The sequence below is a fragment of the Micromonospora sp. NPDC003241 genome (genome assembly GCF_053589795.1).
The window spans coordinates 74,921-91,033 of the sequence record NZ_JBSFSO010000029.1 but is presented as its reverse complement, the minus strand read 5'-3'; the positions used below and the strand labels follow the sequence as shown (position 1 = coordinate 91,033).

The 16,113-nt window shown below is 74.3% G+C and carries 12 protein-coding genes; 5 read left to right on the top strand and 7 right to left on the bottom strand.

The genetic code is table 11. The features are described 5' to 3' along the window. Positions 1-92: 92 nt before the first annotated feature. Positions 93-1,583 (bottom strand): alpha-amylase, encoded by a 1,491-nt coding sequence (locus ACWDVW_RS21925; RefSeq protein ID WP_449951759.1) that lies wholly within the window; start codon positions 1,581-1,583, stop codon positions 93-95. A gap of 266 nt (positions 1,584-1,849) precedes the next feature. On the opposite strand from ACWDVW_RS21925, the gene ACWDVW_RS21920 reads away from it, so the two are divergent. From ACWDVW_RS21920 to ACWDVW_RS21905, 4 genes are all read left to right on the top strand, one after another. After that, positions 1,850-3,667: a hypothetical protein gene (locus ACWDVW_RS21920; protein ID WP_449951756.1), complete on the top strand. Its 1,818-nt coding sequence runs from the start codon at positions 1,850-1,852 to the stop codon at positions 3,665-3,667. Beyond that, complete coding sequence (locus tag ACWDVW_RS21915) at positions 3,664-5,130, top strand: NADH-ubiquinone oxidoreductase-F iron-sulfur binding region domain-containing protein (protein ID WP_350698391.1); 1,467 nt, start codon at positions 3,664-3,666, stop codon at positions 5,128-5,130. The genes ACWDVW_RS21920 and ACWDVW_RS21915 overlap by 4 nt, the downstream gene beginning before the upstream one ends. 160 nt (positions 5,131-5,290) lie before the next feature. Then, entirely contained in the window at positions 5,291-5,896 is a 606-nt protein-coding gene (locus ACWDVW_RS21910) for a redoxin domain-containing protein (RefSeq protein WP_449951753.1), read from the top strand. Next, positions 5,896-6,966 (top strand): cytochrome c biogenesis protein CcdA, encoded by a 1,071-nt coding sequence (locus ACWDVW_RS21905; RefSeq protein ID WP_449951750.1) that lies wholly within the window; start codon positions 5,896-5,898, stop codon positions 6,964-6,966. Before ACWDVW_RS21910 ends, ACWDVW_RS21905 begins: the two co-directional genes overlap by 1 nt. On the opposite strand, the gene serS is transcribed toward ACWDVW_RS21905, so the two are convergent. The 5 genes from serS to ACWDVW_RS21880 form a co-directional block, all read right to left on the bottom strand. Then, positions 6,953-8,233, bottom strand: coding sequence for a serine--tRNA ligase (gene serS, locus ACWDVW_RS21900; protein ID WP_396750414.1), 1,281 nt, complete (start codon positions 8,231-8,233; stop codon positions 6,953-6,955). The two genes, ACWDVW_RS21905 and serS, sit on opposite strands and share 14 nt — an antisense overlap. A gap of 138 nt (positions 8,234-8,371) precedes the next feature. Then, entirely contained in the window at positions 8,372-9,442 is a 1,071-nt protein-coding gene (locus ACWDVW_RS21895) for a DNA polymerase III subunit beta family protein (protein ID WP_449951776.1), read from the bottom strand. 161 nt (positions 9,443-9,603) lie between these two features. After that, positions 9,604-10,776 (bottom strand): saccharopine dehydrogenase family protein, encoded by a 1,173-nt coding sequence (locus ACWDVW_RS21890; protein ID WP_449951747.1) that lies wholly within the window; start codon positions 10,774-10,776, stop codon positions 9,604-9,606. A gap of 12 nt (positions 10,777-10,788) precedes the next feature. Further along, positions 10,789-11,976: an alcohol dehydrogenase catalytic domain-containing protein gene (locus ACWDVW_RS21885; RefSeq protein ID WP_449951745.1), complete on the bottom strand. Its 1,188-nt coding sequence runs from the start codon at positions 11,974-11,976 to the stop codon at positions 10,789-10,791. Continuing rightward, positions 11,973-12,416: a hypothetical protein gene (locus ACWDVW_RS21880; RefSeq protein WP_449951743.1), complete on the bottom strand. Its 444-nt coding sequence runs from the start codon at positions 12,414-12,416 to the stop codon at positions 11,973-11,975. The genes ACWDVW_RS21885 and ACWDVW_RS21880 overlap by 4 nt, the downstream gene beginning before the upstream one ends. 219 nt (positions 12,417-12,635) lie before the next feature. Here ACWDVW_RS21880 and ACWDVW_RS21875 point away from each other — a divergent pair, with 219 nt between their 5' ends. Continuing rightward, positions 12,636-15,452, top strand: a complete 2,817-nt coding sequence (locus ACWDVW_RS21875; protein WP_449951739.1) for a LuxR C-terminal-related transcriptional regulator — start codon at positions 12,636-12,638, stop codon at positions 15,450-15,452. Between the two features lie 65 nt (positions 15,453-15,517). Here the strand turns inward: ACWDVW_RS21875 and ACWDVW_RS21870 are convergent, their stop codons facing one another. After that, positions 15,518-16,063, bottom strand: a complete 546-nt coding sequence (locus ACWDVW_RS21870; RefSeq protein WP_449951773.1) for a DsbA family protein — start codon at positions 16,061-16,063, stop codon at positions 15,518-15,520. Between the last annotated feature and the right edge of the window lie 50 nt (positions 16,064-16,113).

Genomic DNA, 16,113 nt, shown 5'->3' with positions numbered 1-16,113 from the left:
GTCCTGGGGCTGTTCGTCTGCGTCGCCGGTGCGCGGGCGGTGACCAGCGCGACCACCAGGCCAAGGGGGGAACGGGGGCGGGAGTTGGGGGGTTAGGGGAGGCGGGCGTTGGTGTGGAGGGCTATGGCGTCGTGGGCGGGGACGGTGGCGGCGAACCAGCCGTTGGCGTCGACGGTGATGACCGGACCGCTGCAGGTGCCGTTGGCGAAGGTGCCGTGGATGACGTCGCAGTAACGGCCGGCGGGCAGGCCGGTCTGGTACGAGCGGCCGGTGATCGGGAAGTCCTCGTCGTTGATGGTGACGAAGCCCCGGCCGGTGCGGCTGAAGGCGATGTGCTGGTAGCCGTTGTCGTACCAGTTGCTGACCCCGGTGCCCTCGGTGGCGTTGCGGAAGCCGACCATGTTGGCGATCACCGGCCAGCGGTGCTCGCACTCCCAGCCGGAGTAGCAGGTGGTGTTCAGTGTCCTGTTGGTGCCGTCCGAGGGCGGGCCGGCGTCGCGGCTGGTGATGGTGTAGCTGGACATCACCGTCGCCGAACCGTACGGCCAGGCCAGCATGAAGGCGTTGGCCAGCGCGTACGTGCCCCGGTCGCGATAGGTGAGCACCCCGCCGTCGTCGCGCTGGGTGTCGTGGTTGTCGACGAAGACCGACGCCACCGAGCTGGGCAGGTGCCCCCAGCCCTCACCGAAGTTGCGCAGGTAGGCGAGCCGTTCGGAGCGGAAGACCCGGGCCAGGTCCTTGCCGTAGCGGAACTCGTGCACGTCACCGTTGCCGGTGTACTCCTCGGGCCGGATCGGTTCGCCGGGGCCGTAGATGACCTCCTGCACCACGTACGCGGGGCGGTTCAGGCGGCGCAGGATGTCGGCGATGTCGGCGGCGGGCATGTGCTTGCTGGCGTCCAGCCGGAAGCCGTCCACGCCCAGTGACAGCAGGTCGTTGAGGTACCCGGCCAGCCGGGACCGGACGTACTCGGAGCCGGTCTTGAGGTCGGCGAGGTTGACCAGCTCGCAGTTCTGCACCTCGTACCGGTCGAGGTAGTTGACGATGTCGTTGTTGCCGTTGCGGCCGCAGTAGTGGAAGTCCTGCGCCTGGTAGATGCCGGGGTAGACGTGGTGCTGGTAGGACGAGCCGGCCCAGCCGGTGCCGCCGTTGGTCTGGCCGGACATGTGGTTGACGACGGCGTCGACGATCACCTTGACGCCGGCCGCCTGGCAGGTGGCCACCATGGACCGGAACTGCTCGCGGGTGCCCTTGCGGGACTCGATCCGGTAGCTGACCGGCTGGTAGGCGACCCACCACTGGTTGCCGCGTACGTGTTCCTGCGGGGGTGAGACCTGGACGTAGCCGTAGCCCTTGGGGCCGAGTGTGCTCGTGCACTCGGCGGCCACCGAGGGCCAGTTCCACTCGAAGAGGTTGGCGATGACCTTCTTGCCGCCGCTCGGAGCGGCGGCCGGGGCGGCGGCGGCCGGGGCGGCGCTGGTCGGGGCGGCGGCGGCCGGGGGTGTGGCCACGGTGCCGGGTGCGAGGAGGCTGGCGATCACGGCGAGAGCGATGATCGCCGGGCGGAGTCGACGTCGACGCATCGGGTGCTCCTGGGGTGCCGGAGGACGGGGGACGGCGGTGCGGTTGACCGGATCTTGCAACCGGGACTGAAAATTTCGGCAAGGTTACAAGCGCATTTCATCGCCTGTCAATGCATGGACGCCTGTGACTGTCTTCAGCGGGTGGCGGACCCGCTACACGCGCCGGGCGGGGAGACGGTTCGACAACTCGTCGAGAAATTTTCGGCTGGAGCTAATCCGACTGAACGCCACGGACGTACTGGTGGGGGGAACAGGGTCGGCCGGCGGTGCGCCGCCGCGAGACGATCGAGGAGCTAATGGCCCGGGCTACGCAGAACGAGAAGACGCCTGCCGTCCGTACCAGCACCAGCACCAGAGGTATCCGGGTACGGTCCCGCAGCCAGATCCTGGCGCTGTCCGCGTCCGGGATCGCGGCGCTGTGGGCGTTGATGATGCTCACCAACGTCGGCCAGCGGGCGTACGCCATGGGCTTCTTCTTCACCGAGTTCTTCGCCGGTGTGATCGCCCTGGTCGCGTTGAGCCTGACCGTGATGATGGGGCTGCTCGCCACCGACCGGCTGGTGCTGCTGATCCGGCACCGGGTGCTGTTGCAGTCGGCGCACCGGGCCACCGGCATCCTCGGCGTCGCCGGCCTGGTCTTCCACGTCATCACCAAGATCGCCAGCGGTCGGGCCGGGGTGACCGACGTGGCGGTGCCGTTCGTCGGGGGCCGGGGGCTCTACGTCGGTCTCGGCACCATCGCCGCACTGCTCATGGTGGGTGTGCTCTGGACCGGCATCATCCGGGCCCGGTTCGCCGACGTCGGCCCCAAGTGGCTGTGGCGCGGCCTGCACTCGATGGCGTACCTGTCCTGGCCCTTCGGCATCTTCCACGGCCTCGGCGCCGGCCGTGCGCCGGCCACCTGGGTCACCCTCAGCTACTGGCTCTGCGTGGTGCTGGTGGTGGTGGCGCTGCTGGTCCGCCTCTCGGTCAGCCTCCAGCGACGCAGTCGCGAGCAGCACCAGGCCGCCGCGCTCAACGAGGCGATGACCGGCAGCAAGTCCACCGAGGAGACCCGGGGCAAGGGCCTGCTCGGCACCCTCACCGGCCGGCGCGCCGAGGGCGAGGACGGCCGCGAAAAGCGGGTCCGCCGCGACATGAGCTGGGCCGAGAGCACCTCCGGCACCTGGGCCAGCCCGACCATCCGGCGCAACGACCCGGAGCGCTTCACCGTGCCGGTGGTCCCCGAGCCGGGCAGCCTGCGCGAGCCGGTACGTCCTGGCCGGGACCGCGTCGACGAGGAACTGGAGCCGGTGGTGCGGCGTGGATCGCGCCGCGAGGAGGAGGAGTTCGAGCGGGCCATCCGTCGGGAGACCGAGCTGATGGAGCCGGTGTCCCGACGGCGTGACGAGGAACCGGTCGGCCGGCGTGCCGTCCGCCGCGACGACGAGCTGGAGTCCACCGGGCGGCGCGCGTACCGCCGGGACGAGGAGGAGCTGGAGCCGGTGGGCCGCCGGGTCCGCGAGGACGAGGAGCCGGTCCGGCGCCGTGCCTCCCGCCGCGAGGAGGAGCGCGAGTCGGTGGGCCGCCGCTCCGCGCGCCGCCGCGAGGAGGAGTCGGAGTACGAGCGCGAGCCGGGCGGCCGACGCCGCCGCGACGACGAGGAGACCGGCCGGTACCGCCGCTCCCGGGTGGACGACGACGCCGGTACCCGCTACTCGTCCCCGCCCCGCCGCCGCGACGACGAGCCGGAGGAGCCCTGGGACAGCCCGCGTCGCTGGGAGTCGAACGCGCCGATCTCGGCCGGTCCGATCTCCGGTGCGCCCATCTCGGGTTCGCCGATCTCCGGTACGCCCATCTCCGCCGAGCCGCGCAGCGGAGGCGGGCGGCACAGCGTGGAGGACGACGTGCCGGAGGCGGAGAACGACTACTGGCGGCCCCCGGCCCGGTACGCGGCGGAGGACGACGTGGACGACGACACCCCGACCCTGGTCGACCTCGCCTCCCGGCGCGCCCGCCGGGCGTCGGACAGCCGGCGCCGCCGGGCCGACCCCGAGAAGGTGGACGGCGCCTACTGGGCCGGACTGCGAGGGGAGGCCAAGTGACGGAGCGTGCCGTGGTCCCGCCGGTGGCCTGTGTCGGTGAGCCCCGGCTCACCGCCGGGTTCGCCGAGTTCGGCCGGCTCGACCTGCAGGCCCACGAGATGGTGCACGGCCCGATCAGCCCGATGGAGCCGTCCAACCTGCTGCGTCTCGCGGAGGGCATCCAGCTCAAGGGCAAGGGCGGCGCCGGGTTCCCGTTCGCCAGGAAGCTGCGGGCGGTGCTGGAGTCCTGCGAACGCCAGGACCTGCCGCCGGTGGTGGTGGTCAACGCCACCGAGGGGGAGCCGGCGAGCTGGAAGGATAAGGTGATCCTCACCCGGGCCCCGCACCTGATCCTGGACGGCGCGGCGCTGGCCGCCTTCGCGTTGGACGCCGAGGAGATCGTGCTCTGCGTCGCCGACGACCTGGTCGGCCGGGACTCCCTGATGGAGGCGCTGGACGAGCGGCGGATGCCGGTGCCGACCAGCGTGGTGACGGTGCCGCACCGGTTCATCAGCGGGGAGGGCGGCGCGCTGGTCAACGGGATCAACGGGCTGCCGCACATCCCGCCCGGCACCAAGAAGCGCTCCAGCGACTCCGGCGTCAGCAACCTGCCCACCCTGCTCTCCAACGCCGAGACGTACTCGCAGCTCGCGGTGGCCGCCCGCCTCGGCCCGTACGAGTACGCGGCGCTCGGCACCGACGACGAGCCGGGCACCGTGCTGCTCAGCGTGACCGGCGCGGCCAAGCGGCACGCGGTGGTGGAGTGCGCGGCCGGCACCCCGCTGCGGGAGATCCTCGAACTCTGCGAGGTGCCCGACGGGCCGGGCATCCTGATGGGCGGCTACCACGGCAAGTGGATCACCAGGGAGGCGGCGGAGAAGGCCGAGGTCTCCCGCAAGGGACTCGCCGCGGTCGGCGGCACCCTCGGGGCCGGCATCATCGTGCCGCTCGCGAACGACACCTGCCCGCTCGGCGAGGCCGCCCAGGTGGTGCGCTACCTGGCCGGCGAGTCGGCCGGGCAGTGCGGGCCGTGCAAGCGCGGCCTGCCGGACCTGGCCCGCGCGGTCGACCTGGCGGTCTCCGGCAGCGCGCCGGTGGAGGTGGTCCGGGCCGCCGCCGGCGACGTCAAGGGGCGCGGTGCGTGCAGCCACCCCGACGGTACGTCCCGCTTCGCGCTGTCGGCGATGGAGGTCTTCGCCGACGACCTCAAGAAGCACACCACCGGCGAGGGCTGCGGCCGGCGGGTCAAGGGCATGATGGGCCTGCCCGGCGCCCCTGACCCGGACCCGCAGAAGCTGGTCCTGGACTGGTCCCGGTGCGACGGTCACGGCCTCTGCGCCCACGTGGTGCCGGACTTCATCCGGCTCGACCAGAACGGCTACCCCGCCTTCCCGCCCACCCCGGTGCCGACCTGGCTGCGGGAGGGCGCGTCGAAGGCGGTCAAGGTCTGCCCGGAGCTGGCGCTGCGGTTGACCAAGGCCTGAGCGTGCCGCGACCGAAGCCGGTACCGGGCAGGCGTGCCGCGACCGAAGCGGGAGTGCGTGCGCGTGCCGTGACCGAAGCGGGAGTGCGTGCGCGTGCGGTGACCGAAGCGGGACCGGACGGGCGGCCGGTGGCCGTACCAGCGAATCGAAGGAGACACCGATGAGGCCGGTCCGACAGACGCGACGTGCCATCGGTGCGGTCGCCGTCCTGCTCGCCGCCGCGCTGGCGGCCGGCGGCTGCGGTGCCGCGGGTTCGGTCGAGGAGGCCGCGGCCGCACCGGAGTCCGCCGCCGCGCCCGCATCCGCCTCGGCGGCTGCGGAGCCCGCCGGACCGACGCCCGGCCCCACCATTCCGGTGCCGGTGCCCGACACTCTGAAGTTCACCGGGCAGACCCTGGCCGGTGCGGATTTCGACGCCGCCGCCCTGGCCGGTCGTCCGGTGGTGCTCTGGTTCTGGGCGCCCTGGTGCGCCACCTGCGCCAGCCAGGCGTGGACCATCGCCGAGATCGAACCCGGCTTCCGGGACACCGTGCCGATCGTCGGCGTCGCCGGGCTCGGCGAACGCAAGGCGATGACTGACTTCGTCACCGAGTTCGAACTCGGCCCGATGCCGCAGATCGACGACCGGCAGGGCGCGCTCTGGAAGCGGTTCGGGGTCGTCGAGCAGAGCACCTTCGTGATCATCGATCGGGAGGGCAAGGTCGCGCACAAGGGGTGGCTGGACGGGGAGGACCTCACCCGGCGGGTCACCGCCCTGGCCGCCTGATGGAGGCGCCGCTCCTGCTCGCGCTGACCGCGGGCATGCTCGGCGCGGTCAACCCGTGCGGCTTCGCGATGCTGCCGGCGTACCTGTCGCTGCTGGTCGCCGGGGCCACCGACACCCGGGGCGCGGTCGGCCGGGCACTCACCGCCGCCGCCGCGCTCACCTGCGGGTACGTGCTGGTGTTCGGTGCCTTCGGCCTGGCCCTGGCCCCGTTCGCCGGGTGGCTGCGTCCCCGGCTGCCGTGGTTCACCGTCGGGCTGGGACTGCTGCTCCTGCTGCTCGGCTGCTGGCTGCTCGCCGGACGACGGCTGCCCAGCCTGCGCCCGCTGACCCGGGCACCCCGGCTGACCCGCAGTTGGCCGTCGATGGTGCTGTTCGGCATGGCGTACGCGACCGCCTCGCTGGGCTGCGCCATCGCGCCGTTCCTGGCGATCGTGGTGACCAGCCTCCAGGCCGGGTCGACCGGACGCGGGCTGGCGTTGTTCGGGGCGTACGCCCTGGGGATGGGGTTGGTGGTCGCGGTGGCCGCGCTCGGCGTGGCACTGCTGCGCGGCGAGGTGGTGGCCCGGCTGCGGGGCGCCGGTGCCTGGGCACCCCGGGTCAGTGGCCTGGTGCTGCTGCTCGCCGGTGGTTACGTCGCCTGGTACGGCTGGTACGAGGCGCGGCTGGCCGCCGGTCGTCGCGAGGCGCTCGCCGATCCGGTGGTGAGCGCCGTCGCCGGTCTCCAGCGTTCGCTGGCGGCGGCTCTGGACAGCGCGGGTCCGGCGGCGCTCGTCGCGGCCGTCGGCGTGCTGCTGCTCGCCGGCTTGCTGCGAAGGAAGGGCCCCTTATTAACGCCTGCGGTAGAGCAGGGGTCCCCTGCTAACACCGCACCCCGCCGCGAGCCGCCGGACGCGAGCGCACGGAGCGGCACTGCACCCAGCGACACCGCACCGGTCGACACTGCACCGAGCGATGCCGCACCGGTCGATAGCGCGCGCAGCGGCAGCGCGCCGGTCGGCGTACCGGGCAGCGGGTCGGAGCGTCGGGGGCCGCGCGCGGCGACCCCCGACGAACCGGTCAGCGCGGGGTGAGTCGGTCGGTGCCGATCCGGTCGCGGAGCACCTCCGGCACCAGCACCGACCCGTCGGCCTGCTGGAACTGCTCCAGGATCGCCGGCAGCAGCCGGCTGGTCGCCAGCGCCGAGCCGTTCAGCGTGTGTACGAACCGGGTCTGCTTGCCGCCCGGCTCGCGGTAGCGGATCGCCGCCCGTCGGGCCTGGTAGTCACCGCCCCAGGAGACCGACGAGACCTCCTTGTACTTGCCGGTGCTGGGCATCCACACCTCGATGTCCAGCGTCTTGCGCATTGAGGCGCTGGAGTCGCCGGCCGCCAGCAGGCTGCGCTGGTAGTGCAGGCCCAACCCCTCGACCAGGCTCTCCGCGTGGGCGACCATCTGTTCCAGCGCGGCGTCGGCCTGCTCGGGCAGGGTGAACTGGAAGATCTCCACCTTGTTGAACTGGTGGCCCCGCACGGTGCCGCGCTCGTCGGAGTGCGAGCCCGCCGCCTCGCGGCGGTAGCAGGGGGTGTACGCGAACACCCGCAGCGGCAGCTTCGCGGTCTCCAGGATCTCGTCCTGGTACGCGCCGAGGATCGCCGTCTCCGCCGTCGGCAGCAGGAACTGCCCACGCGGGGCGGACTGCTTGTCCAGGTGGTAGACGTCGTCGTAGAACTTCGGGAACTGGCCGGCGGCGAAGCCCGCGGTGTCCAGCAGCAGGTGCGGCGGGAGCAGGAACTCGTACCCGGCCTCGATGTTGCTCTCGATCAGCCAGTTGACCAGCGCCCACTCCAGGCGGGCACCCAGGCCGGTGTACATCCAGAAGCCCGACCCGCCCAGCTTGACGCCGCGCTCGTGGTCGACCAGACCCAGCGCCCGGCTCAACTCGACGTGGTCACGGACCTTCTCGATCGCCGGAGGCGCCCCGAAGGTCTTCACCACCCGGTTGGCCTCCTTGCCGCCGGGGACCACGTCGTCGGCGGGCAGGTTGGGCAGCTCGCTCATCACGGTACGCAGCCGTGCCTGCACCTCGTCGAGTTCGCTCTCCAACTCGGCGATCTGCTTGCGGCCGACCTCGGAGGTCGTCTCCGGCTCGACACCGGCCCGCTTCGCCTGCGCGTACGCCCGGGCCTCGGCCTTGCGACGCTGGCGTTCCCCGTCGATCTCACTGATCAGCCGGCGACGCTCCCGGTCGAGCTGCTGGATGTCGTCCAGCGCCCGGTCGACCTCGGCGGCCTCCAGCCGCTTCGCCAGCGCGGTCGCCACCGCGTCGCGATCCTTCCGGATCAACTCCATGTCGAGCATGCTGCTCCGTACGCCTCCGTCCGGAAGTCGGGTGGACTACCAGATGCTACCGCCGCGCCCGGATCGCCCCGACTCCCGCACCCGGCCGACCGATCCTGCTCACCGGCGCGCTTCGCGCTGAGCCGGTGGCGCGTTCGGTCAGAGACGGATCGGCATCAGGATGGAGAAGGCGCCCTCGTCGTCCGGGCGGCGGATCGCCAGCGGGGTGACCGGGCTGTCGAGTTCGAGCACCAGCCGGCCGCTCCCGGCCGCGTCCAGCGCGTCGAGCAGGTACGCGCCGTTCACCCCGACCCGCAGGTCGTCGGCGTGGTGCAGGTCGTCGGGGCCGAGCAGGCGCAACCCGTCGCCCGTCCCCAATTCGAGTACGGTCACCGGCAGCGGAGCACCGGCGTACTCGCGGGTCAGCGTGGGAACGCCCGCCCGCAGCGCGCCGGCCAGCCACTCGGCGTCCACCGAGATGCGGCGGGTCGGCCCGTGCTCGCCCGCGCGGGGCAGCAGCACGTGGTAGTCGGGGAAGTCGTCCGGCAGCGCCGTGGCGTGCAGCTCCCGCCCGGCCACGTCGGCGTGCAGCCGGGACGTGGTCAGTGTCAGCCGTACCTCGTGCGCGTCGACGTCCGGGTCGGTCACCAGTCGGCTCAACCTGTCCACCGCCGCCAGCGGCAGCAGCATACGCACCGCCGGGCCGTCCACCGTCGCGTCGGCGCTCGCCACCGCCAGCCGGTGCCGGTCGGTGGCCACCAGCCGTACGCCCGTGTCGGTCACGTCGAACAGGACACCGGTGAGCGCCGGCAGTTCCGGATCGGTCCCGACGGCGAAGCGGACCGCGTCCACGGCGGCGGCGAGTCCCGCCCGGTCCAGGGTGAGCCGGGTGGCTTCGCTCGCCTCCTCGACCGGCAGCAGTGCCCGGATCCGGGACACCTCGCGGCGCGCGTCGGCCAGCCCGTCGGCCAACCGGCGCAGTTGGGTGTCGAGTAGCCGGTGCACGACGGCCGGTTCGGCGCGTACCGCCTGGGCGATCTCGGCCACCGGCAGGCCGACCCGGCGCAGCCCGGCGACGAGCCGGGCCGACGCGACCTGGTCGTCGGTGTAGCGGCGGTACCCGGTCACCGGGTCCACCCGGGCCGGCACCAGGACCCCGGCGGCGTCGTAGAACCGCAGGGCACTCACGGTCAGCCCGCTGTCCCGGGCCACCTCGCCGATGCTGCGCAGGTCACGCTCCACCCTGCAGATCCTGCCGCCTCGACCAGGTCGAGGGTCAACCGGGTGCCGGGTGCCGGGCGCCGGGTGCCGGGTGCCGGGTGGATGTTAGGAGGGGTCCCTTCCTATACACGAGGCGTTAGAAAGGGTCCCTTCCTTTCACCAAAGACCGTTCAGTCGAGGACGCGGAAGGTGAGGCCGGCGGTGGTGAGGCGGGTCAGGAGTGCGTCGCCCATCGCGGTCACCGGTGTGACCTGGCCGGACGTGGCCGGCAGGTCGTCCAGGGCCAGGCAGAGGGCGGACTCGGCGAGCATCTTGGCGGTCTCGTCGTAGCCGGGGTCGCCGCCGGCCACCTCGGTGATCACCCGCTGACCGCCGCCGGTGCCCACGAAACGGACCCGGAACCACGACGTGGCCCGCTGCTCGGCGCTCGGGCCCTGGCCGGAGGTGAGCCGGCCGAGCAGCCAGCGCCGGGCCGGGGGCAGCCGGGTGAGTCCGGCCAGCGCGCCCAGGCCGACGCCGGCCACCAGCACGGTGGGCAGGCGTTTGACCGCCGCGAAGTGCCGGTAGCGGAAGTCCGGCCCGTACTCGGGGCGGGCGGCGGCCGAGCGGCGGACCACCTGCGGGTCGATGGTCGGCAGCGGCACCGCCCAGACCGGCAGGTCGCGCGACCGGGCCAGCTTGCCCGGTACGGCCCGGACCCGCCGGTCGGTGGGTCGCGGTTCGGCGGCGCGCCGCTCGCGGGCTGCCCGGGACGTCTCGGCCCGCCGGGAGAAGGCGGTCAGCGCCGAGTGGTACGTGCCGCCGGAGAACCGCCCGCCGGCCCGGACGTAACCGTCGACGGTGATCGGTACGTCGGCCGGGAGGTGCTTGACGGTGAACCAGACGCCCAGGTCGTGCGGGATCGAGTCGAAGCCGCAGGCGTGCACCAACCGGGCCCCGGTGCGGGTCGCCTCGGCGTGGTGTCGCAGGTACATCTGGTCGACGAACTCGGGTTCGCCGGTGATGTCGAGGTAGTCGGTGCCGGCTGCCGCACACGCCGCGACCAGCGGCTCCCCGTGGTGCACGTACGGGCCGACGGTGCTGGCCACCACCCGGGCCCGCTCGGCGACCGCCCGCAGCGACGCCGGGTCGGTGACGTCGGCGGTGAGCAGCGGCAGGTCCGCCAGGGTCGGCGTGATCGCGGCCAGCCGGTCCCGGACCGTGGCCAACTTGTCGGGGTTGCGCCCGGCGATCGCCCAGCGCAGTCCGGCCGGCGCGTGCCGGGCCAGGTACTGCGCGGTCAGCTCACCGGTGAACCCGGTCGCCCCGAACAGCACGACGTCGTACGTCCGTTCCGCAGCCATCCCGCGATGATGTCATCCACCAGGCTGACCGTCGATCGACAGCGGCTCGTGCGGGGTGAACACGGCCCGCAGACAGTCGTCGGGACGGTCGCGGAACAGCGCGTACCCCTGGGCCGCCCGCTCCAGTGGGAAGTGGTGCGTGGCCAGGTGTTCGGTCCGCAGTTCGTCGCGGGCCATCCGGTCCAGCAGCATCGGGATGTAGCGCTGGCCGTGCTGGCGCGCTCCGCGCACGGTGAGCCCCTTGTGCACCACCGCGCCGATCGGGAACGCGTCGACGAGGCGCGCGCCGCCGTTGAGCACGAAGACCGTGCCGCCCTTGCGGCAGGCGTGCACCGCCTCGCGCAGCGCCTCGGGCGCGCGGCGGCGTCCGGTGAAACGCTCCGCCAGGGACCGGGGTTCCTCGGCCGCGCCGCCGACGGCCTCCACACAGACGTCCGGCCCCCGTCCGCCGCTGAGGTCGCGCAGTTCCGCCAGCACGTCGGTGTGGCGCAGGTCGAGGGTTTCCGCGCCGGTGTGCTGCCGGGCCATCAGCAGCCGGCCCGGGTGCCGGTCGACGACCACCACCCGGTCGGCGCCGAGCAACCCGGCCGCCCGGGCGGTCAGTTGCCCCACCGCCCCGGCGCCCCAGACGGCCACCACGTCCCCGGGGCGGACCGCGCCCAGGTCGGCGCCCATCCAGCCGGCCGGGGCGGCGTCCGAGGCGAACAGGGCCCGGTCGTCGCCGACGGACTCCGGCACGGTGAACGCCCCGACGTCGGCGTACGGCACCCGCACGTACTCGGCGTGGCTGCCGGCGAAGCCCCCGGCGGCCCGGGGCTGGCCGAAGCAGCCGGCCACCGGGTGCCCCCACTCCGCCTCCCCGGCGGCCGGCTCGGTGCTGCCGTTGTCGCAGCAGGCCGGCAGCCCGCGCCGGCAGTACCAGCAGGCACCGCAGGCCACCGAGGCGCAGACCACCACCCGGTCGCCGACCCGGTGCCGGCGGACCGCCGGACCCACCTCCAGCACGTCGCCGAGGAACTCGTGGCCGAGCACGTCGCCGGGGGACAGGCCGGGTGTCCGCCCGGCGAGCAGCGACAGGTCGGCGCCGCAGGTGGCGCTGCGGCGTACCCGGACGATCATGTCCTGGTCGTTGCGCAGCTCCGGGTCCGGGACCTGGCGCACGGCCAGGTCCCCGCCGGAGGTCCAACACAGCGCCCTCATCCCGACGGGCGCGCCGGTCGGTCGGTGGACGGACGGTCGGCGCGCAACACCTCACCGGCCTCGACGAGTTGCTTGACCTGCCACAACGCCTGGCGCACCAGGAGCTGCGGGTCGTCGCCGACCAGGTGGGCGGCGAACCCTGACGGGGTGGCGTCGGGCCGTGGTCGGGCGGCCAGTTCGACGCCCCGGTCACCGGGCGCGGCGCGCAGCGTGACGTCGACCGCGCCGTCGAGCCGACGCAGCGGCTCGGGCCAGCCGCGTGCCGGCAGGACCTCCTCCGCCGGGCGGTCGACGGTCACCACCTGCCAGCGCCCGGTGGGGGCGCCGTCGGCTTCCCGGCGGCGGGTGGCCCACCGGCGGGCGACCACCGACCGGGCGGTACGCGCCGCCGCCCCACCGAGGACGCCGGCCACCGCGACGACCGTCCTGACCCGTCCCACTCGCACCTCCGGATCCGTGTCCGCCCCGATCGTCCGGATCGGCGGCCCCCGGGCTGATCGGCTCCGAGGCGGTCCGGCACCGACCAGCGGACGGGAGCCTCTCCACGTTCGCCCGGGGTGAGGTGAACCCGGCTCGCCCCGAAGGGGTGAACGGCTGCCGGTCGGGTAACCGCCCGCCGCAGGACCGGGGAGGAGTACGCGTCCGTGGGGGTGGGCCGGATGCCGGATGACCGCAGCACCGTACGGACCGCCGGGGCGGTCGGCGTACCGGCCGGCCCGCCCCTGCTGGCGTCGCGGCTGACGCCTGCCGTGCTCCCGAGACCGGTGGTGCTGCGTCCCCGGCTGGCCCGGATGCTGGACGAGGGGGTGACGTCGCCGGTCACGCTGGTCCGCGCGCCCGCCGGGTGGGGCAAGACCACGCTGTTGGCGTCGTGGCGGCAGGCCGTGACCGAGGCCGACCCGGACGCCCCGGCACCGGCCTGGATCTCGGTGGAGGCCGGCGACGACAGCGACCGACTCTGGTCGTACCTCGCGGCGGCGCTGCGGTCGGTCGCGGACCCGGCCGCGACACCGGTGCCCGACCGGGTCCCACGCCCGGACGAGCTGGAGGTGCTCGCCGCCGCCCTGGCTGCCCGGGAGCGACCCGTGGTGCTGATCCTGGACGACCTGCACCGCGTCACCGATCCGGCCGCCCTGGCCGGGTTGGAGTTCCTGCTGCGGCACACCGAGCAGCGGTTGCGGGTGGTGGCGGCCGGGCGGGCCGGCCTGCCGTTGGCGGTGCACCGGCTACGGCTGGCCGGTGAACTGACCGAGATCGGTCCGGGTGACCTGGCCTTCACCGCCGACGAGGTGGCCGACCTGCTGACCGCGCACGGGGTGGCGGTGCCGGCCGCCGCCGTCGAGCGGCTGCGCGGACGTACCGAGGGGTGGGCGGCGGCGTTGCGGATCGCCGCGCTCGGGCTGCACGGCCAGCCGGACCCGGACCGGTGGATCACCCAGCTCGGCGCGGACCAGCCGGAGATCGCCGGCTACCTGCGCGAGGAGGTGCTCGCCGGGCTGGACCCGGCCGATCGGGACCTGCTGCGCCGCGCGGCGGTCACCGACACCGTCTGCGCCGGACTGGCGGTGGCGCTGACCGGTGACGGCGACGCCGAGGGGCGACTCGGCGCGCTCGCAGCGGACGCCGGGCTGCTGCACCCCGACGGCGGGCGGCCGGTGTGGTACCGGTGCCATCCGCTCCTGGCCGACCTGCTGTACCGCGAGGTGTCCCGGCTGCCCGCCGAGGAGCAGCGTGACCTGCACCTGCGCGCGGCGAGCTGGTATGCCGGCAACAGCCGACCGGCCGACGCGCTGCGGCACGCGCTCGTTGCCGGCGACTGGACGAGGGCGACCGACCTGTTCGTGACCGGCTGGCCGGAGTTGGCGTACGACCGGGGTGGCCGCACCGGGCCGGTGCCCGCGCCACCCCCGGCGGAGGCGGTGTCGCGTGACCCGGAACTGGCGCTGGCCTGCGCCGCCCAGCGGGCCCTCGACGGCGACGGCGACGCCGCCCACCGGCACCTACGGCTGGCTGCCGGGCACGGCCGCGCCCTGCCGGAACCGCGCCGCAGCCGGTTCGCCCGGCTGGTCGCCGTCGTCGAACTCACCCTGGCCCGGCTGGCCGACGACCCCGAGGCGGTACGCGTCGCCGCCGCCCGCCTGCTCGCCACCCGCCCCGACGTCGCATCGCCCGCCGTCGCGTCGCCCGACGTCGCGTCGCCCGCCGTCGCGGAGCCCGCAGTCGGGGCGGCCACTGCCGGGCGGCTCGACCTCGCCGTTCCGGACGCGGGCGCGGCGGTACGCGCTGCGGGACTCCGGGCGGGCACCTTGGACGACGCCGACGTGCGGGCGGTGGCCGGTACCGCCTGGGCCCTGCTCGCCCTCGACGCCGGTGACCTGGCCGGTGCGGCGAGCGAGTTCGCGGCGGCGCTGGCGGCGGCGCGGTCGGCCGGTCGGCCGCGCACCGAACTGGTCTGCGCCAGCCGGTGGGCCCTGCTCGCGGCGCTGCGCGGCGAGCTGCGCGCGGCCGAGGAGGCGGCCCGCGCGGCGCTGGCCCTGCCGCCCTGCCAGGGCTGGTCGGCGCAGCTCGACTGCGGGTACGCCTATCTGGCGTTGGCCCTGGTGGCGCTGCATCGGGACCAGCCTGCGGAGGCCGAGGCGAACCTGACCCTGGCGGCACCGGCGAACGAGGAGGCGGCGGCCGGCGCGGTGGCGGTCTGGTGCCGGGCGTACCTGCGCGGCGACGAGGGGGATCTCGCGGTGGCCCACCGGCTGCTGGTGGAGGCCCGGAGCCGCTGGTCCGGCCGGGGCGGCGAGCTGGACGTGCGGCTGCGGGCGGCCGAGGCGGACCTGCACAGCGCCCGGGGTGACGTGCCGACGGCCCGGGACCTGGCCAACGGCCACCCGGACTCGGCGGCACCCCCGCTGGCGGTGGCCGCCGCCCGGGTCGAGCTGCGGGCCGGTGACCCGCGCGCCGCCGCCCGTCTGCTGCCGGACTGGTCGGCGCCGTCGTCGGCCGACTGGCCGCTGCCGGTACGCCTGGACGCCGCGCTGCTCGACGCGGTGCTCGCGGCCCGGAGCGGGGACGGGCGGCGGGCCGGCCGGACGGTGGAGCAGGCGCTCGACCTGGCGGCCCCGGACGGGTACCGGCGGCCGTTCACCCGGGCCGAGCCGGGCCTGCGGGACCTGCTCGCCGCCCACCTGGACTCCGGCACGGCGCACTGGCCGACGGTCAGTGACCTGGTCCGTGCCGTCGAGGTGCCGGACGGGCGGGGTTCGCCCGGCGTGCCGGTGGCGGCACTGGACGAGCCGTTGACCGAGCGGGAGCTGACCATCCTGCGATACCTGCAGAGCATCCTGTCCAACGTGGAGATCGCGGCCGAGCTGTCCGTCTCGGTGAACACCGTCAAGACGCACGTCCGCAACATCTATCGCAAGCTGGACGCCACCCGCCGTCGGGACGCGGTCCGCCGGGCCCGCCAACTGCGTCTCATCTGATCCGGGTGCGCGACGGTGGCGGGTGAGGTGCTCACCCGCCACCGTCGCCACCGCCCGGCCGCTGGTCAGCCGGCGGCGTCGTCGACCACGGTCAGGAGGGTGCCCGGGTCGACGTCGCCGTCGTGGCGGTCGCCGTTGACGAACAGGGTGGGGCTGGCGTCCACGCCGCTGCGGATCGCGCCGACGAAGTCCTGCCGGATCCGGTCACCACCGGCGTGCCGCCCGATCTCCGCGTCCACCTCGTCGACCGGCAGGCCGAGCTGCTCGATGCCGAGCGTCAGGTGCACCGGGTCGAGCTGGTCCTGGTGCTCGTAGAGCCAGTCGTGCATCTCCCAGAACCGTCCGCGCCGGCCGGCGGCCTCCGCCGCCTCGGCGGCCCGCTCCGCGTACGGGTGGATGTTGGCGATGGGGAAGTGCCGATAGACGAGGCGGACGGTGTCGGCCCGCTGCCGCTGGACCTCCTGGAGGTTGCGGTGGGCCGTCCCGCAGAACGGACACTGGAAGTCGCCGTACTCGACGATCGTCACCGGCGCGTCCACCGGGCCCCGGACGTGGTCGTGCTCCGTGACGGGTGTGCGGAGCCGCGCAGTGACCTGCAATGGCGTGGTCAGCCGATCGGTCATACCCGCCAGTCTGCGGTCCGGCCGGGTGAGGCGGGGTC